This is a genomic window from Paenarthrobacter sp. 10L420 (assembly GCF_056395385.1).
Genome location: NZ_JBFTJK010000034.1, coordinates 1 through 16,994 on the forward strand (window position 1 = coordinate 1; position 16,994 = coordinate 16,994).

19 protein-coding genes and 1 pseudogene are annotated in these 16,994 nt (G+C 61.6%); 12 read left to right on the top strand and 8 right to left on the bottom strand.

What is annotated here, in order from left to right; genetic code table 11:
* The 5 genes from AC1DD5_RS24605 to AC1DD5_RS24625 all read left to right on the top strand — a co-directional run.
* The coding region (locus AC1DD5_RS24605; RefSeq protein ID WP_477522997.1) for an isocitrate lyase/phosphoenolpyruvate mutase family protein at positions 1-495 on the top strand (495 nt) is incomplete at its 5' end.
* Positions 496-635: 140 nt separating this feature from the next.
* Positions 636-1,757, top strand: a complete 1,122-nt coding sequence (locus tag AC1DD5_RS24610; RefSeq protein ID WP_477522998.1) for an acyl-CoA dehydrogenase family protein — start codon at positions 636-638, stop codon at positions 1,755-1,757.
* A gap of 141 nt (positions 1,758-1,898) precedes the next feature.
* Positions 1,899-2,888 (top strand): zinc-dependent alcohol dehydrogenase family protein, encoded by a 990-nt coding sequence (locus tag AC1DD5_RS24615; protein ID WP_477520150.1) that lies wholly within the window; start codon positions 1,899-1,901, stop codon positions 2,886-2,888.
* Positions 2,889-2,915: 27 nt separating this feature from the next.
* Complete coding sequence (locus AC1DD5_RS24620; RefSeq protein WP_477520151.1) at positions 2,916-3,203, top strand: YciI family protein; 288 nt, start codon at positions 2,916-2,918, stop codon at positions 3,201-3,203.
* Between the two features lie 71 nt (positions 3,204-3,274).
* The gene (locus AC1DD5_RS24625) at positions 3,275-4,063 is read left to right on the top strand and encodes an SDR family NAD(P)-dependent oxidoreductase (protein WP_477520152.1); all 789 of its coding nucleotides are present in this window, start codon (positions 3,275-3,277) and stop codon (positions 4,061-4,063) included.
* Between the two features lie 75 nt (positions 4,064-4,138).
* On the opposite strand, the gene AC1DD5_RS24630 is transcribed toward AC1DD5_RS24625, so the two are convergent.
* From AC1DD5_RS24630 to AC1DD5_RS24640, 3 genes are all read right to left on the bottom strand, one after another.
* Positions 4,139-4,990, bottom strand: a complete 852-nt coding sequence (locus tag AC1DD5_RS24630) for a TIGR03620 family F420-dependent LLM class oxidoreductase (protein WP_477520153.1) — start codon at positions 4,988-4,990, stop codon at positions 4,139-4,141.
* An 83-nt stretch (positions 4,991-5,073) separates the two neighbouring features.
* Positions 5,074-5,220, bottom strand: a complete 147-nt coding sequence (locus AC1DD5_RS24635) for a DUF1059 domain-containing protein (protein WP_477520154.1) — start codon at positions 5,218-5,220, stop codon at positions 5,074-5,076.
* Between the two features lie 44 nt (positions 5,221-5,264).
* Positions 5,265-6,050 (bottom strand): enoyl-CoA hydratase/isomerase family protein, encoded by a 786-nt coding sequence (locus tag AC1DD5_RS24640; RefSeq protein ID WP_477520155.1) that lies wholly within the window; start codon positions 6,048-6,050, stop codon positions 5,265-5,267.
* Between the two features lie 328 nt (positions 6,051-6,378).
* Here AC1DD5_RS24640 and AC1DD5_RS24645 point away from each other — a divergent pair, with 328 nt between their 5' ends.
* The gene (locus AC1DD5_RS24645; protein WP_477520156.1) at positions 6,379-6,909 is read left to right on the top strand and encodes a nuclear transport factor 2 family protein; all 531 of its coding nucleotides are present in this window, start codon (positions 6,379-6,381) and stop codon (positions 6,907-6,909) included.
* Positions 6,910-7,038: 129 nt separating this feature from the next.
* Complete coding sequence (locus AC1DD5_RS24650; protein ID WP_477520157.1) at positions 7,039-7,893, top strand: SDR family NAD(P)-dependent oxidoreductase; 855 nt, start codon at positions 7,039-7,041, stop codon at positions 7,891-7,893.
* On the opposite strand, the gene AC1DD5_RS24655 is transcribed toward AC1DD5_RS24650, so the two are convergent.
* Together AC1DD5_RS24655 and AC1DD5_RS24660 are read right to left on the bottom strand one after the other, a co-directional pair.
* Entirely contained in the window at positions 7,885-8,529 is a 645-nt protein-coding gene (locus AC1DD5_RS24655; RefSeq protein ID WP_477520158.1) for a trehalase-like domain-containing protein, read from the bottom strand. The genes AC1DD5_RS24650 and AC1DD5_RS24655 overlap by 9 nt on opposite strands.
* A gap of 156 nt (positions 8,530-8,685) precedes the next feature.
* Positions 8,686-9,303, bottom strand: a complete 618-nt coding sequence (locus AC1DD5_RS24660; RefSeq protein ID WP_442006845.1) for a TetR/AcrR family transcriptional regulator — start codon at positions 9,301-9,303, stop codon at positions 8,686-8,688.
* Between the two features lie 192 nt (positions 9,304-9,495).
* Between AC1DD5_RS24660 and AC1DD5_RS24665 the strand changes: the two genes are divergently transcribed.
* The 5 genes from AC1DD5_RS24665 to AC1DD5_RS24685 all read left to right on the top strand — a co-directional run bounded on the left by AC1DD5_RS24665 (position 9,496) and on the right by AC1DD5_RS24685 (position 14,056).
* Positions 9,496-9,795: a hypothetical protein gene (locus tag AC1DD5_RS24665; RefSeq protein ID WP_477520159.1), complete on the top strand. Its 300-nt coding sequence runs from the start codon at positions 9,496-9,498 to the stop codon at positions 9,793-9,795.
* Positions 9,796-9,823: 28 nt separating this feature from the next.
* Entirely contained in the window at positions 9,824-10,162 is a 339-nt protein-coding gene (locus AC1DD5_RS24670) for a transposase (protein WP_477522999.1), read from the top strand.
* 797 nt (positions 10,163-10,959) lie between these two features.
* A complete protein-coding gene (locus tag AC1DD5_RS24675) occupies positions 10,960-12,228 on the top strand; it encodes a cytochrome P450 (RefSeq protein ID WP_442006847.1) in 1,269 nt (422 codons plus the stop codon).
* Between the two features lie 9 nt (positions 12,229-12,237).
* Positions 12,238-12,555, top strand: coding sequence for a 2Fe-2S iron-sulfur cluster-binding protein (locus AC1DD5_RS24680; protein ID WP_286138863.1), 318 nt, complete (start codon positions 12,238-12,240; stop codon positions 12,553-12,555).
* A 271-nt stretch (positions 12,556-12,826) separates the two neighbouring features.
* Positions 12,827-14,056, top strand: a complete 1,230-nt coding sequence (locus tag AC1DD5_RS24685) for an NAD(P)/FAD-dependent oxidoreductase (RefSeq protein ID WP_477520161.1) — start codon at positions 12,827-12,829, stop codon at positions 14,054-14,056.
* 169 nt (positions 14,057-14,225) lie between these two features.
* Here AC1DD5_RS24685 and AC1DD5_RS24690 read toward each other — a convergent pair whose 3' ends face one another.
* From AC1DD5_RS24690 to AC1DD5_RS24700, 3 genes and pseudogenes are all read right to left on the bottom strand, one after another.
* Positions 14,226-14,510, bottom strand: coding sequence for a hypothetical protein (locus AC1DD5_RS24690; protein WP_477520162.1), 285 nt, complete (start codon positions 14,508-14,510; stop codon positions 14,226-14,228).
* 597 nt (positions 14,511-15,107) lie between these two features.
* Positions 15,108-15,464: pseudogene (locus tag AC1DD5_RS24695) on the bottom strand (flavin reductase); the annotation flags it as partial.
* A gap of 47 nt (positions 15,465-15,511) precedes the next feature.
* Positions 15,512-16,834, bottom strand: a complete 1,323-nt coding sequence (locus AC1DD5_RS24700; RefSeq protein WP_477520163.1) for an NtaA/DmoA family FMN-dependent monooxygenase — start codon at positions 16,832-16,834, stop codon at positions 15,512-15,514.
* Positions 16,835-16,994 lie beyond the last annotated feature (160 nt).

Below are 16,994 nucleotides of genomic sequence, written 5' to 3' on the forward strand. Positions count from 1 at the left end.
CACCACTTGACACGCGATGCGGCGGTCCAACGTGTTCGCGCCGCGGTCGAGGCGCGCCGGGATCCAAACACGGTCATCGTGGCGAGGACTGATAGTGCCCTGATATCGAAGGACGAGGCACTGTTGCGCATGCGGCTATTCGCTGAGGCGGGGGCCGATGTGATCAAGCCAACACATATCGAATGGGAGGATGCTGCCGAAGCTGTAGAGGCATCGTGCGGAGTGCCGGTGATGATGGTGCCCATCCGCTTCGGCAGCGCCACGCGTGAAGAGCGCAAACTCGCTGAAAAGAGCGGTGTGAAGATTCTGCTTGACCCGGTCCCTGTCTCGTACGCAATATACGAGGCAGCTATCAAGACGCTCACGGAACTCAAGCAAACCGGAATGGTGGACGCGGACTATTCGGACACGGCCAAGACCGTCCAGGAGACGATCCGCTACCGCGACTGGGGCGAGCTCGCGCTCCGTTATCGTGCCTCGGATGTCCCGCTGTGAGCCCGTTCACTTCATCAATACCTCAACCTAGGGAGGTCACAACCTTGCCATCAGCAACTGCCCCGCCTATCAGCTCCAAGGACCGCAGGCCCACCTCGGCGAAAGCGTGGGTTGCCATCGCGCGCTCCTTGGCTCCACTGGTGGAGTCTGAGGTGCCGCAGGCAGCCCGAGACACGATCATCACGCCGAGGGTCGTCCAGGCGTGGAAGGACGCTGGTCTCTATGGTGTTCTGCTGCCGGAGCATCTCGGTGGAGCGGGTATTGACGATCTGACCTATCTTGAGATCGCGGAAGAGATTGCCCGTCAGGACGCTTCCGCCGGCTGGGTGTATGCCAACCACCAGACAGGCACGATTTTCCCGGGGATCCTGCTGCCCGAAGAAGCGTTCCGCGAGCTCATTGGACCGAACGGTGATGGCATCGCTTGTGGCTCCGGTTCACCCACTGGGCCCTACGGTAAGGCGAAGCGGGTCGAGGGGGGCTATCTGGTCCAGACCGGACCGAGACCTTTCGGCTCAGGCTCGCAGTACGCAGACCGAGTGGTGGCTCGCGTGGCTCTGGTCGATGACAACGATATTCCGCGGCTTGACGACAAGGGCGAACCAATCGTCGTCTTCATCTGGGTCGACAGGAAAAATGTCGAGTGGCAGCACGATTGGAACGCGTCCGGCCTCGCGGGATCGGGTTCAGGATCCTACCGGGTTATACCGCACGTTCTTGAGGAAAAATGGATGGCCCTTGAGACTGTCCACAACTTTCCCGATGACCCGGTGTTCAACCAGGGCTTCTGGCAGATCTCAGGACTGCACCACTGTGGCGTCGGGCTTGGTCTGGCGAAGCGAATTCTCGAGGAGATCGCGAAGTCGACTCAGGGTCGACGCCGCGGTACCATTCCGGCCCTGGACGAGTATCCGCTGTTCCAGGCCGATTTCGTTCGTATCGAGTCACTTTATCAAGCCGCCCGTGCATTCGTTTTTGACGCATACCGCGAGGTGTGGAGTGCAACTATAGAAGGCCGCCTCACTGAGATGCATTCGATCCGCGTCGATCAGGCAGCGGTCTATCTCACTCGGATGCTGGAAGACATCTTGTCCACGGCATCGTTGTGGGCCGGTTCCGACGTGATTCCGAAGGATGGGATCTTCGCCCGCCTCAACGCCAATGCTCGCGTCGCGATGAATCATCTCCTCGTGGGCCCGCAACAGGCCGTGCACCTTGCGCCCGCGTTGCTCGAGGAGTGGCGAGGCCATGACGGGGTCTGAGCCGCCGTCGTACGGCACGGTCGATCAAGGGGAAAGTAGCATGAACCTCGCGAAGAATCACGACCCGGTCCACCTCCGGCATCGACAGGGCCCGCAGCGCCTCCGGGCCGAGGGCGTGCCGGTGGGCGTCCGAGCACCGCGGTGATCACCTACCGGCTTCAGCCCGGCGCGGACGTCCCGGTCCCGGAGAGCACTCCGGTCCCGGAGCCTGGTCCCGGACAGGTGGTCGTACGAGTCCGGCTGGCGGCGCTCAACAATAGCGACCTCGGTGTCGTCAAGAGATTGCAGAGCGGTGAGGTCGTGCCCGGCCGCATTCCGGTGTCGGACGGGCTGGGGGAGGTCGTTGCTGTCGGTGCAGGCGTGACCGAGGTTCAGGTGGGAGCCCGCGTCGTCGGCTCGTTCCACCAGACGTGGATCAGCGGACCTATGCTGCCGGAGCACCTCGCCGGCGCTCTCGGCGGCCCCCGCGACGGGGTACTCGCAGAGTACGTAGTGCTCGAGTCGCAGGGCGTCGTAGAGGTTCCTCAGGGAATGAATGACGATACCGCAGTGTCCTACCCCACCGCGGGCGTGACGGCTTTTTGTGCTACGCGGGCCGTACGCCCGGGTGACACCGTGTTGGTGCAGGGCACTGGAGGAGTGAGCCTGTTCGCTCTCGGAATGGCTCTGGCTCGCGGGGGACGGGTACTGGCATTGACTTCGAGTGCAGAGAAGCATCAGCTGCTGCGTGATGCTGGCGCCGCCGAAACCTTCGACCGCGCAGATGACCGCTGGCCCGAGCATGTAAGGGAGGTCACCGACGGTGCTGGTGTCGATCTCGTCGTGTCGATCGCTGCGGGGGACACCTTGACGCGATCGATGATGGCCACCCGCCTTGGCGGCCGTATCGATGTGATCGGCACGCTCGGGTTGCCGGCTGCAGAGGCTTCGCTGGTGATCCGTCGAGCTCTCACTTTGCGTGGACGTATGGTGGGCTCGGTCACCGACCTTGCCGAATCGCTCCGATTCGGCAGGGAGCACGAGATTCGGCCGCACATAGGGATGCGAGTACCGCACCACGAGATCGCCAGGGCATACAAGGCGCTACGCGCGAAGACGTACGTCGGCAAGATTCTCGTCAACTTCGACTGACACCCTAAGCCAATTACAGGAGGAACCGTGACCGTCGTCGCTACCTATACGTACGACAAGAACGCTGCGGATGAGCGTAAGAGGCTCCAGAAGGAGCACCTGGAATTCATCAGGGGCCTGGAGGATTCGGGCGAACTGCTAGCGGTGGGCAAGGTCGCCGATGCCTCCGTGGACATCCTCTTTCTGTTGAAGGTCGCCGACGCAGCGGAAGCGCAGAGTCTGCTTGCCGCGGATCCGTACAACCTTGCCGGTTACATCAGCAGGGTCACCGCGCACGAGTGGTCAGCTGCCACCGGAACTCTGGCGCCGCTCTGAGCAAGCGCTCTCGGGCCACGAGCCAAGGAAAGCCGGAGACGACAACAGCTGGGCCGAGGAGAGGAAAAATCGTGGAGAATACGAGCGATCGGGTCACTGTCATTGCCGGGGGCGCTATCGAACTTGGTCGGGCGTGTACGCTACGTGCTGCCAAGTCCGGTGCGACCGTCCTCATCATCGACGAGGATGAGGTACGTGTTCGGGAGGTAACGGGAGTGGTGACAATGCGGGGTGCGAATGCCGTCGGAGTTACGATGCAACTCGACGACCTCGAGGGCCTGCGTGACCTGCCAAATCGGCTTCCGGGCGGAATAGACCATGTAGACACGCTAATCAATTGCCAGTGGGTCGTGGACACGCCGGGACCGGTTTCTCGCATCGACATTGCGCTGCTGGAAAGGGTGGTGCGTGTCAATCTCACCGGGGCCGTCGTCCTCGCGCAGGTGTTCGCCGACCTGCTTTCTGCGTCGGCGGCAGGCTCGATCATCAACGTGGGAACCATCGACGGCCTCCAGGGGAACCCCACGGTGCCTGCGTTCTCCTCGGCCAAGGGCGGGTTAGTCGCTCTCACCCACGTGATGGCTCACGACTTCGGTAAGCGTGGCGTCCGGGTGAACTACGTGGCTCGATGCGCATCCATGGAGACGAGAGATTTTCTGGAGTACCCGGCGGGCGCCACGATCCCGAATTTCGAAGAGGCTTTGGCGAAGTACACGCCGCTCGGAAGGCTGGGGCGCCTAGATGAAACGGCAGCCGTCGTGGAGTTTCTCGCGTCACCTGAGGCCTCGTTCGTGAGCGGCTCAGTTTTCACCGTCGACGGGGGACGAACCGGGATCACTCCAGGAACAGGTCTGTCGTAGCCTCGAGCCTCACCCGTGGCAGGGTCTACACCGGGTTGTCGCGCTTGGCGATCTCTGCGGCTACACGAGCACTCGTCACTGCGCACGGTGAAGGCCAAGAGCGTGTGCCAGCTCTCGATACGACGCGACGGTGGGCGCTCCATCCGCAAGGAGCTGGATGGCAACGTGGTCGGCCCCGGCGGCGTGGTGGCCGCCCTCCAGCCGTTCGGCTACCCGGGCGGCGGTGCCCTGCAAGACAAGGTCGTCGATCAGCCGGTCGCTTCCGCCGTTGATCATCTCGTCCTCGCTGTAGCCGAGCGACAGGAGGTTGTTGCGGTAGTTCACCCGCTGGAGGTAGGGATCATCAACGAATGCGCGGCCGACCGCGCGGGTGATGCTTGGGTCGGAGCCCAGGACGACCTTCTGCTCGGGAGCGAGGAGGGGGAGTGGTCCCAGGAGATCCCGCGCCTTCTTCGTATGCTCCGGAATGGTGAGGTAGGGATGTGCTCCCAGTGACCGACGTCCGGATAGACGCACCATGTCGGGTCCCAGTGCGGCAAGGATGCGTCGATCGGACGGCACTTCGCCGGCGTCGAGACGGTCGAGGTAATGCTTCACTGCCGTGTACGGCTTGTCATAGACACTCTGGTTGGACTCGCGATGGCCGGCACCAATGCCCAGAACGAACCTGCCAGGAAAGCGCTGCTCGATTCGATGGAAGGCTGGGCCAACGGTGTCTGCATCTGTGGACCACACGTTGATGATTCCCGTGGCGATGACGATGTTGTCTGTTGCCTGCAACAGTTGCTCTACGAGGTGCAGTTCGCTATCCTTCGAGCCGCCGATCCACAGAGCCCCGAAGCCCAACGTCTCCAGCTCCTTCGCCAGGGCCGGTGTCCAGGTGTTTGCTACCTTCCACACCCCGTAGCGCTGAAGTTGATTTTTCATGAGTCTCCTTTGCTTAGCACTGCGCGTGAATCCGTCCCGCGCAGCAGTGCCTGAGCGTGGCGGGTGGCCTGCCGAGGGCTCGTTCAGAAAGCCATAAAGAGGATCTCTTCGCGCGAATACTCCCGGCCAGGGTGCTCGACGTGAAGGTGCTCTTTCGCCTTGGCTACAAGGTCATCTTCATCCGTCCCGTGAACGGTCTGACCGCACGGGCACTCCAAGGTCTTCTTCACAGTGGATACTCCTTCTGATCCGTCATTAAGGTCAGGGTGCGTGGTCAGAGACCTCGTCCGAATGCGGCGAGCGCCTCGTAGGCGAGGCCCATCCCTTGTAACTCGAGTGTCTGCTTCTTGATCGGCTGAACCATGAGGGAGCGCGTGAAGCGGAGCGTCGAATCCGATTTTTCGGCGATCCTGCGTGCGATCTCCCACGCGCGCTCAAGAACGCGCTCCGATGGCAGGACCTCCTTGACGAGCCCCCAGCGAAGCGCCTCCTCAGCAGTGATGACCTCTCCAGTGAGCATGTACGCGCGGGCGCGGTTTATGCCCAGCAGCATGGTCATCCAGATGTGGCTGCCATCGCCCGGCACCAAATCCTGGAGATCGAAGTGGGCGGAATCCTCGAAGGAGGCGGTCTCGGATGCGATCACGATGTCCGAATACAACGGCATTTCGCAGTGGCGACGGACGGGACCGTTGACCGCTGCGATCACGGGCACGGGGATGTCAAGCAGCGCATTGTTCATCTCGCGCTGGTTGGTCCAGGCAAGTTCTTCCCACACTGCGTACTCGTCGGCGAGGCTGCTCTGGCGGGTCAGGGTTCTACCTCCGGGAGCGTCGGCTCGCGGGCCGATGAAGTCTGTACCGGTGCCCGTGATGATCACCACCCGATTCGCGCGATCCAGAGCGATCTGCCGGAACGCGGCGGTGAGATCCCGGTGAACCGTTTCTCCCATGCGAAGGAAGTCGTTGTCCGAATGTAGCTGCACCAGGAGGATTCCATCCTCACCCCTGGTCAGTTTTATGTGCCGATAACTGTGTTGGTAATCGACGAACTCCGTCACGGCGAGCGACTCCTTCGTTGCTGTATATGGCACAGAAAACTGTGACGCGGAAACCAGGCTGAATACGAATCTAACACGTCGTGGGTCCGATTCCAATCAGTGGCCCTTCCTCGGTTGTTCCACCATACTGTCGTAAGCAGACTGACGGGGGTCGCGCCTGGAATTGTAGGATGCCGGGTTGTGCATGGTCGCGTGACAATCGTGCCGGGATGCTGTTAGCATCCATTGAATACGATTCTAGGATCCGGGCTCATCGGCGGTACTCACCACATCCACGCGAACGACAGCAGAACGTTACGGCGATGAGCGCATCGAGAGGGGACCACTGATGCCATCCAGCCAACTCACGTTGAGCGATGTCGAGCAACTGCAGGCGATCGAGGCCATCACGCGGATCAAGAGCAAGTATGCAAACAGCATCGATCACCGCCGCTGGGATGAGTTCGAGTCGCTCTTCGCTCCTGATGCGCAGATGGATGAGAGCGACTTCCCGACTGCCCGCAAACCAGGTTCAAATGAACCAGCCTCCAAGGCTGCGTTCGAGTATCTTGAGGCGGTTGCGCGCCAGGGCGCTGTATGGCCGGTTGTGGGCCGAGCCGCCATCCGTGCCACGGTCTCATCAACCCGGGAGGACCACGGCATGGTCCATCACATTTTCAACCCTGACATCGAGCTCACGTCCGATACCACTGCCACCGCAGTTTTCCGTTACGAGAGCCACCACTGGCTCCCCACGGGCGAGCCGGTGGCCTACATGCACAACTTCGGCACCTATCACGAGAGCTACGTTCGACTTGACGACGGACGCTGGTACATCAAAACACTTCGACTTGCCCGCCTGCGCGTGGAGTGCAGTTAGGCGCCAGCCGAAGGCTCTCTGGCGCGAACATCGCGTCGACCACTCACATGTGGTGCGCAAACATGCAAAATCGCCTCGCCTCTTGTCGATGCGAAACACACGGGAAAAACTGGCTGAAAGGGTAGTGAAGTGGGTAACAGGCTGGATGGCAAGGTCGCCATCATCACGGGTGGAGCACGAGGACAGGGCGAGGCTGAAGCACGACTCTTCGTCGCTGAGGGAGCGAAGGTCGTCATCGCGGACGTGCTCGACGATCCTGGCCAGGCGCTGGCGTCAGACCTCGGCGAAAACGCCCTCTACGTCCACCTGGACGTCACCAGCGAGGACGACTGGAATGCTGCGGTCGCTACAACCATCGAGCGATTCGGAACTCCTACGGTTCTCGTGAACAACGCCGGGATAACGCAGCACCGAACGATCGATCAGATGGTGAAGGAAGATCTGCTCAACATTCTATCGGTCAACGTTGTGGGCCCCTGGCTTGGCACCAAGGCGTTGTTTGATCCGATGCGGCGTGCAGGTGGCGGATCGATCATCAATATCGGGTCGACGAACAGTGGCCGTGGAGAAGCCGGAGGCACCGGGTACACCACCTCTAAGCACGCCCTGGCCGGTCTCACTAAGAGCAGCTCGATCGAGTTCGGGCCTTTCGGCATTCGCGTCAATCTTGTACTTCCCGGTGGCATCAAGACTCCGATGTCGGCGACCTCCGGATCCTGGTACGGCGCTGGCGTGCTGGATACCACCCCCACAGAGTGGGCCTTGCCTTTGCGGCGTTGGGGCCGGCCGGAAGAGATCGCCTACTTGGTCCTTTTCCTCGCCTCCGACGAGTCCAGCTACTCCACCGGATCGGAGTTCACAGCTGACGGCGGAATGACCGTCGATCATCCGGGCAGGCCCGCCCGGGCGTGGGTTGAACACCGCGAAGCACTCTTGGCCGAGCAAAATGCCGCGGTCGCGCTTTCAAGCCCGCCCTCAGAATAGAGTCGGGATTTCACTGCTCAAACACCACGTCCTCGATGGCCCTCTGCTCGCCAAGATTATCGAGGATGTGGTGTTTGGCGTTGGTGGCGATGACGGCATGGACGCTCCGCCGTCGACCGGGAGCACGACCCCCTGATGAGCATAAGCCAGTGGAATGTGCGGTCCCCTCAATGCGATTGCATCCGGACCCGCCGTGGCCACCAGGACCGTTGCCCCGGGATCTGCATGGTCGTGGCCACGACTAACCCATGGCATAACCAGGCCATAGCTGGGCCGGATAATGAGTTCTTGGTGCATCTCGACGGTTCCATACAGCCCCATGATTCGGCGCAGGAGTGAGGAGCGGTCCAAGCCCACCGGCATGAAGTCTCTAATCAAGATACGGCCGGTGATGGTTTCCCAGGTTGTTTGAAGCACAAACGTCGAATCTAGGTAGCGCCGATCAACGACGGCTGCGCCTCCATGGCTGGGAGCCAACAGCCACCGACCGTGATCGGCGGTTCCCACGAGTGCACAAAATAACCACGGAGAGTCAAAACGCGGGAAATAGAGCCAGTCCACGCTGCCGTTTCGTGAGCAGAGCGGCCCGGTTTGGAGGTCCGCAAGCAGCGCATAATCCTCTATGGGAGCAGCCATGGCTTCACTCAATCACAACTCAACCAGATCGGGTTAGGCCTCGAGGAATAGAAATTGTCAGCCTAAGCCCAAAGGGCATGGATGGTAGAGGCAAGGGGAAATGGCCGCCCAGCGCCCCCAAGCTTGAAGAGGGCGAGGCTAGAAAGAACCACTGCCTTAGCCAGCCATTCCGGCTTCATATTTCAGGGTAGAGAGCGCGTTTTGAACCATCTTCACGCACTTGTCGGTGGATATGCCTTCCTCCGAGTTGTCGAACGACAGCCACTGCAGCACCAGACCATTAGTCACTCCAACCAGAAGCCCCGAAAGATTCTCAATATCGACATCCAGTTCCTCCTCGGTTCTAACTTCACGAAGCAGCTGGGCGCAATTATCCAGGTACCGGCGGTAAACCCGCCTAGCCAAATGTTGGGAGTCTGAACTTCGCAAAGACCACATTGTGAGCTCGTAACTGGCGAGCTGCATGTCGCGACTGCTCTGAAACCACTTCATGAATGAACGCAATATATCTGCGACGCCCTGGTGAAGCCCCACTTCTTGCTGTATTCGTTCACCGACTCCAGCAAAACGGGCAGCTGTGATGGCTTCATAGACTGCATGGAAGAGATCTTCCTTCGTCGCGAAACAATAGTGGAGGCTGGCAGTTGGTAGCTCGGCCACTTCGGCGATGCGGCGAGTTGTCGCCCTGGCCACACCTTCCCGACTGATCACAGTAATGGCCGCCTCCACAAACTGCCTACGGCGGAAACTGACAGGCTGATGATCCTGCGGCATGCTGCCTCCTCGCTCACGCTTCTCCGAATTGCGGGATTCTGGAAATGCTCTAATTTCTTCCCAGCTTACTTGGACGCTTGGCCAATTTGATATGGAGATCTCCCTCAACTGGCAACAGGACAAAGTTTGGACAGCCCGGCGGCGCCGTCTCCCTAGCTGTTCCCTTCTTCAGGAGAAACAACGGAGCGCCACATGCTGCGGCCCAGCTTCGTCCCGCCCGCCCCGATCCGACGGCTCCGAGATCTGGCCCGGTACCGGATCGATCTGATCGGCACACGGACGGCGGAGAAGAAACGGGTTAAGAAACTTCTGGAGGACGCAGGGAGCAAACTTTCCGTGGTCGCCTCGGACATTTTCGGCGTCTCCGGTCGGGCGATGATGGCAGCGCTCATCGACGCTGAACGGAACCCGAAAGTCCTCGCGCAGCTGGCGCGGTCGAGCATGCGGAACAAGATCACCGAACTTGAGGAGGCCTTCACCGGCCCTTTTTGACGAGCACCCCCGCTTCCTTCTAGCCAGGATGCTGGCGCGGATCGATGGGATCGACGCGGACATCACCGCGCTTGAGGAGCAGATCGAGGCGCAACTGGCCCGTTTCGCATGGGCGGTGGAACGCCTCGATGAGATCCCGGGCATCGGTCTCACCGCCGCCGCTACTGTCCTGGCCGAAATCGGGGTCGACATGTCCAGGTTCCCGACCGCGGGGCACCTGTGTTCCTGGGCGAAGTTTTCCCCGGGTATCAGTTCGGCCGCGGGAAAGACCAAAGGCAACGGCTCGACCGGACGCGAACCGCTATATCGCCCGTACGTTGGGCGAAGCCGCCGTCGGTGCCGGCAGAACGGATACCTTCCTGGGTGAACGTTACCGAAGGATCGCCCGGCGGCAGGGCAAGAAACGCGCCATCGGCGCCGACCACTTCACCCGCCACACCGACCCGGACACCAAAAAAAGCGGCCACGTCTGCGACCCGAAGGCCTCGGCTACACCGTCTCCCCGACCCCTGCAGCCTGACTCCCATTTTCAAGACCACCGGAAGCCCTGTCTCGCCTCCGGATGCCCACCCACGCACCGACCAGAGGCAGGTCATCTCATCTCCGGACTAGACGGCGGCTCGATGACAAACTCTTAATCGCTTGATCAACCGTGCAGTGCTGCCGGCGCTGGGGTGATGAGCTAATTCCTGAGAAGCCGGTGACCTAGGGCATGAACCGGCGAAGAGTTTTTGGTAAGAGTTCTTGATCACATGGCCGAGTTGGTACTAGACTTGGTCGTGTGATCAAGGTTACAACCGGGGCTGAAAGGAATTCGTCAGCATGACACGACAACAGGCCTATGCAGATTGTCCTTCGGACTCTTATGTGGAGTTCTATGGGGCGAGTGGCTGGTCATCCCGTTTGCCCGGTTGAGCAAACATCCTTTTTCACCTGCATGCCTGGCGGGACCCGGAATGCGCGTCGTTGACTTAGCCTTGATCCACCGATCCGCGGTTGGTCCTGATTGATTTCGGGCCGCGTTGAATGCGCTTCACAAACACGACCGATGCGGCACTCGCCGTCCGCGAACTTCCCTGAGAGGTGGTGCGCCGATGCGCATAACCGCGGTGGATGGCGGCTGATCGACCCGCCCGAACACAAAACTAGAGAAGGAGCGACCGGATGATCGACTGGAAAACGATCGATAATGGTCTACTAGACCCGAATTTCTATGTTGGAACCGACTACCATGCCGCGTTCACGCAGATGCGGGACGAGGACCCGGTCCGCTGGGTTCGGGACGAACGCTACGGCAAGGATTACTGGGCGATCACGCGGCACGAAGATGTGAGCGAGGTCCTGAAAAATGCACACGACTTCAGCTCCCGCTGGAACAGCCGGATACCGCTCACCCCGAAGCGGGTTACCCCTGAAGAGCGACACAAACGGGGGGTCGACGTGCGGATCACCGAATTGGATTTTCCCATGCATGACCTTTACCGTCGGCCGATCAACAAGCATTTCACTGTGCCGCAGATCGAAAAGATGCGGCAAGGGATTGAGCAGATGGTCGACGACATTATCGACTCGATTGCAGCGAAGGGGGAGTGTGATCTCGTCGAGGACATTGCCGCGGCGCTCCCGACGAGGGTCACCCTTGAAATGGTGGGGGTGCCGAAGGAGGACTGGGATTACATTACTGAGGCGTCATGGCAGTTTATGTCATCTGGTCACCCGCGTTGGATGATCGACAATGACCCTGTAAAAACTTACGACCTCGGTCAGCAAAAGCTACTGGATTACTGCACGAAACTTGCTCTGGATCGCCGAGAGAATCCGAAGGACGATTTCGCAACCATAATCGGTGAGCTAGAGATTGATGGTGAAAAGCTCAGCATTCATGAGATGAAGAGCTGGTTTGTCGCACTCATTGGGGGTGGGCTGGAGACCACGCGTAACGCCGTAGCGGTTGGCCTGTGGGAGCTCATGAGGCAGCCTGAGCAGCGTAAAATGCTCGCCGAAAATCCTAGTCTGACGAGTAGTACCGTCGAGGAGATTCTTCGTTGGGTTACACCGACCAAGAACAAGTTGCGCATCGCGAGCCGAGACTTCGAGTTCCGGGGCAAGCGGATCAAGCGCGGGGATTGGGTTGGGTGTTTTTTGGTTTCGGCTAACAGGGACGATCGAGTGTTCGACAACGCCCAGGAGTTCGATATCCGAAGAGACCCGAACCCTCACTTGGCGTTTGGTCACGGGCCGCATGTGTGTCTTGGCCGTCCGCTGGCGCGCATGGAGCTCGCGACGATCGTTCCACGCGTGCTGAAGGCGTTTCCCGACATGCATACCACTGTCACAGGGCCGGCTTGGCTGGCCGACACCAGCGTCACAGGGTTCACCGAACTGCCCGTAGCCTACACACCCGTGCGTGTTCCGGCGCGCACAAGAGCCTGAGGAGGCCAAATGACCAGCATCATCCAGTTCCGTATTCCGACCGGTGAGGTTCGCAAGGTCGACGCGGCCGACGGGGAGACCGTCATGCGGGCCGCTCTGTCCCAGGACATCCCCGGCATCGTCGGTGAATGCGGAGGCGAGTTGACGTGCGCGACCTGTCACGTCCACGTCACCCCCGAATGGTTCGATCAACTGGAACCGGCCTCGGGAGATGAGGAGGACATGCTCGAGGTGCTGGACGACCGCACCGAACACAGCAGATTGTGCTGCCAGATCCGGATCACCCCTGACTTGGACGGAATTGAGGTCGCAGTGCCGGAGCACTGATCTCTGAAAGCCCATCCACACAGTCGTCAACGACGCGCCGGTTGCCTCCAACTGTTCGCGAGTCGTTGGTGAGGCTCCGGGCAGCCCCGGGAAGACGAGGGCTGCGAGAGTCTCTTAGCCTTGATCCACCGGAACGGGCTATCGGCCAGTGCCGAAGAGGCGCGACGGAGCCCTGTCCACCTCGGCCCCCTGCACCGTCGCGACTGCGGCGACGGGGCCCTCGGCAGGAGTTTGCCTAACCTATTATTCTCCCACTTTTCGGAGGTTTTCCATGTCAGCACACCACGATGTCCTGGTTGTCGGGGCGGGCCCGGCGGGGACCCAGGTCGCGGTCGGGCTCGTCACCGCAGGCATCACTGGGTCGATCGCCGTCCTCGGGTCCGAGCCCGGGCTTCCCTACGAGCGCCCTCCGCTGTCGAAGGCGTACCTCGTCGGCGAGGTTCCGGAGGACACCCTGCCGCTGCGCTCGGCCGCTTACTGGCTCAAGTCACCGATCGAGTTGCATTCGTCGACAACCGTCGAGTGGCTCGACCCGGCCCTTCACGCCATCCGCACCACCGACGGCCGCGAGTTCACTTACGGGAGCTTAGTGTGGGCCGCGGGCTGTCGCCCGCGCGTGTTGCCTGTCCCTGGGGCGGACCTGAGCGGAGTGCTCGGGCTGCGCACCCTGGACGACGCCCGGTGGTTGCGCGGCAAGCTCGGTCCGGACAGCCAGGTGGTGGTGATCGGCGGCGGATACATAGGCCTGGAGGTCGCTGCCTCAGCCACAAAGCTCGGTGCCTCGGTGACCGTGCTGGAGGCCCAGGACCGCGTGCTCGCCCGGGTCGCCGGTGCCGAACTGTCGACATTCGTTACCGATCGGCATCGAGCCGCCGGCGTACGGATCGAGCTGAACGCCACCGTGACCGAGATCGTGGGGGATGGCAAGCGTTGCACGGGGGTGCGGCTGGCGAACGGCGAGACGCTACCTGCGGACGTCGTGGTCGTCGGAATCGGCGTGGTCCCCAATGTGGAGCCCGTCGCCGCGGCGGGGGCGGACGCTCCCAACGGTCTGCTCGTCGATGTCCACGGGCGCACCACTCTGCCCGACGTGCTGGCAGCCGGCGACTGCGCTCTGATGGGCACGGACGGGCTCCGCCTCGAGTCGATCCCGAACGCCGCCGCCCATGCCAAAGCCGTCATCGCGACGCTCACCGGCGAACCTCGTCCCGGCGCCGAGGTGCCGTGGTTCTGGTCCAATCAGTACGACCTTCGGCTGAAGACCGCGGGCGTCCTCGCGGGCTACGACGCCACCGTCGTCCGGGGCGACCCCGCGATGGGCCGGTTCGCGGTCGTGTACCTGGCAGGCAACGTGGTCGTCGCCGTCGACACCGTAAACTCCCCCAAGGACTTTACACAGGCCAAGCAGTTGATCGGCCTGGACGTCCGAGGCATGATCGAGGCACTGACAGATCCAACCGTCGACCTGAAGGAAGTGGTGCGGCAGGGGGTAGCGGTCTAGATGTACCCGGCCAGGAGGTTGGTGGCAGTGGTTGGGTTGCGGAAGGGGAGAACCTCCGGGCTCAGTGGAGATATCTGACGTCTTCACAATCACGGAGGTTCTCGTGTCCCGTAATGCCGGCCCGAGGGCGATGCGGGATGCGCATTGGAGGTGGAAGTATTTTCTTGGGTCAGTCCCTCAGATCCTGATGCTCCAGCACTTCGTGCCTGTAGTGGAGCAGGAACTCATGCTTGAAAGGCCAATCCAAGGGGAACGCGATCAAGGCCGCGATTGCCCATGGGTAGACGCGCCGTGATCCGATCAGCAGGGCAACGACGATGGCAAGCTTCACGATCCCGTGCACTAGCAGGTAGGCCGCGACGAACGCCGAACCGATAGGAGGGCCATCAGGCGAGGATCGCTCGCGGCTGCCTCTTGCGCAAGTTACACCCGCCCCGGACGATCTGCCCGACATCGTCGTTATCTTTTTTCAGAAAGAAATTGAGTTACCTTGCAATCGTATCCAGCCCTCCTATACGTTGATCTTCCCTAATGGCGGAGGCCGGATTCCCGAAGACGTGCCTTCGACGCGTTGCGTGTCTTCGCGTCCCTGCATAAGACCAGTCTTAACCACCAGGCCCGTGAGTCCAGCCGACTCGCCCCACCCGTGACTATTTCAGCAGTCTCCTAGACTAGCCGTCCTTTCGTCGTCTGCCGTGGACGGAGCCTAGGTGTCCTCCCGGGTAAGCCCCTTTATGTGTGTGGTCAACAATGCAGATGTTAATGAAGTCCCCAGGTCTGTCGGACTTGCGATACCGGGACACGAATCGGCCTGAAAAATTTCCCTTCACCCTTGTGTTGCTGTGTTTTCTGTGGTGGTTGGTTGTGGGCGTCGTTCTGGTAGGGGACCACCCGCTGGGCTGAGGGGCCGGAGTGCAACCTGGAGAACAGGCGCCGGGACGAAAACTTCGTCCGAACAAAACCCGTTTAGTGCGTGAAAAAGCAGCATTCCGCCAACATCACCGCAGGTCAGAGCCTTGGCCCACCCCGAAGCCACGAGCCGTGAGCCAAGTCAGGTGAGCACCTCAAGCAGCATGAGCGTGCGTTCGGCGGCTTCCACAGCGGTGTGCGGCTCCACCACTAACCTCGCCAGGGCCCCGGGCACGAATGCCGACCCGTCGTCGGAGTCTATCTCGATGCCGACGAAACGGGACCCGCCAGGGTCACGCAGCTCGTTGAGCACCCGTTCACTCTGCTCACCGAGGACACTGATTCGCAGCGCGGCGAGGTGCGCAGAACCGGCCAGGTGGTTGATGTGCGCGAAGGGGATCGAGTGCAGTGCCGGATCCAACGACACCGACACGAGCGAGTTCGCGGGCATTCCGAGGATCCGTCCGCGGACTTCCGCGGCCACGACCGACAGTCCGGTCGGGAAGCCCGCGAGCGCGCGCTGGCATGGCTCTGGTGTGGGCTGTGTTACGAGATCCGGGGGTCCAGTCCGTACTGGCGCTCAATGCCAAGGTGGTCACGAAGGGTTGTGCCCTCGTAGTCCTGGTGGAAGAGTCCGCGCTCCTGGAGGATCGGTACGACCTCGTCGACGAAGGTGTCGATGCCGTCCTTGTAGATATCGATGGATACCCAGAACCCGTCGACGGCGCCCGATTCGAACCACTCCTGCATGTGGTCTGCCGTGACGGATGCCGGCCCGATGGGCGTCGGGTGGTAGTCGATGACGCCGTGGGCGAGGATCTCGCGAATCGTCCAGCCCTGCTTCGCGACCTCGAGCGCGCGCGGCGCGCGCGGATCGAACGGGGTCGGATGTGCGACCGCGAGCTGCTCGGGCGCGATCGGGCGATCGATCTGGGCGGGCAGCAGCTCGATGCCGAGCATCTGGCCGAGGTAGGGGAGGCGGCTCGGAAATGTGTCGGCCGCGAGCTGCATCCGCCGATCGACGGCCTCGCGCACGGTGGGTGCAATTGCGGTCATGAGGCCGGCGAAGAACTTGATCTCGTCAGGGTTCCGCCCCATCCGCTCGGCGGCATCGCGGGCCGCCTGCCGCTGGGCGCGAGCGTCGTCCATCGAGAACGTGGAACCGATGACCCCGTTCGCGTAACGACCCGCGATGCCGAGCCCATTGGCACCTCCGCCGGCCTGGAAGATGACGGGCTGGCCCTGCTTCGACGGCGGGATCGGCAGCGGCCCACGTGAGGCGACATACTCGCCGCTGAGGTTGACCGGACCGACCTTCGACGCGTCTGCGAAGCGTCCCGTGCTCTTGTCGCCGATCCAGGCATCTTCTTGCCAGCTGCCCCATAGGGCCTGGACGATCTGAATCGTCTCGTGCGCCCGCTGGTATCGCTCGGGACGGCCGGCCACCTGTGCGCCGTAGTTGGCGGCGGCGGTCGGGTCGCTCGTCGTGGCGGGGTTCCACCCCACTCTGCCATGGCTGAGCACGTCGAGCGCCTTGAATTGGCGGGCGAGGTTGTACGGCTCCATGAATGTGGTGGATCCGGTGGACACCATCCCGATGCGTGAGGTGCCGTGCGCGACTGCCGCGAGGGTGATCATCGGGTCCAGCGTCATCTGCGGCGCCTCATGCGTCAAGTCAGTTGAGAGGGCCGGGGTGTCGGGGACGAAGAGGAACTGTAACTTGCCGCGCTCCGCGGCCTGGGCGAAGCGAACCATGGCGTCGAAGTTTGTGTAGTCGAAGGGGTCGACGTTGGGGGCGCGCCACGCTGACACCTGCGCTCCGTACCCGTTACCGAACTGCATGCCGAGCAGCATCTTTCGCGTAGTCATAGGGACTTCTTTCTTTCTCTGAATCGGTGTCGGGCGTGGAGTCCCGCGGCGACGAGGGCCGCGAGTGTGTGGTCGGTGAAGCCTGCTGGTGACGTTGCCGATGTTGGACTTAGGGTGATGGCGGATTGCTGAGCCGAGCCACCAGTATATGACAGTCACT

Excerpts from the sequence above, each read along its gene's own strand:
- AC1DD5_RS24630 (WP_477520153.1), bottom strand. The coding sequence starts at position 4,990 with ATGAAAAATCAACTTCAGCGCTACGGGGTGTGGAAGGTAGCAAACACC.
- AC1DD5_RS24645 (WP_477520156.1), top strand. The coding sequence starts at position 6,379 with ATGCCATCCAGCCAACTCACGTTGAGCGATGTCGAGCAACTGCAGGCG.
- AC1DD5_RS24655 (WP_477520158.1), bottom strand. The coding sequence starts at position 8,529 with ATGGCTGCTCCCATAGAGGATTATGCGCTGCTTGCGGACCTCCAAACC.
- AC1DD5_RS24660 (WP_442006845.1), bottom strand. The coding sequence starts at position 9,303 with ATGCCGCAGGATCATCAGCCTGTCAGTTTCCGCCGTAGGCAGTTTGTG.
- AC1DD5_RS24665 (WP_477520159.1), top strand. The coding sequence starts at position 9,496 with ATGCTGCGGCCCAGCTTCGTCCCGCCCGCCCCGATCCGACGGCTCCGA.
- AC1DD5_RS24670 (WP_477522999.1), top strand. The coding sequence starts at position 9,824 with ATGCTGGCGCGGATCGATGGGATCGACGCGGACATCACCGCGCTTGAG.
- AC1DD5_RS24675 (WP_442006847.1), top strand. The coding sequence starts at position 10,960 with ATGATCGACTGGAAAACGATCGATAATGGTCTACTAGACCCGAATTTC.
- AC1DD5_RS24680 (WP_286138863.1), top strand. The coding sequence starts at position 12,238 with ATGACCAGCATCATCCAGTTCCGTATTCCGACCGGTGAGGTTCGCAAG.
- AC1DD5_RS24685 (WP_477520161.1), top strand. The coding sequence starts at position 12,827 with ATGTCAGCACACCACGATGTCCTGGTTGTCGGGGCGGGCCCGGCGGGG.
- AC1DD5_RS24690 (WP_477520162.1), bottom strand. The coding sequence starts at position 14,510 with ATGTCGGGCAGATCGTCCGGGGCGGGTGTAACTTGCGCAAGAGGCAGC.
- AC1DD5_RS24700 (WP_477520163.1), bottom strand. The coding sequence starts at position 16,834 with ATGACTACGCGAAAGATGCTGCTCGGCATGCAGTTCGGTAACGGGTAC.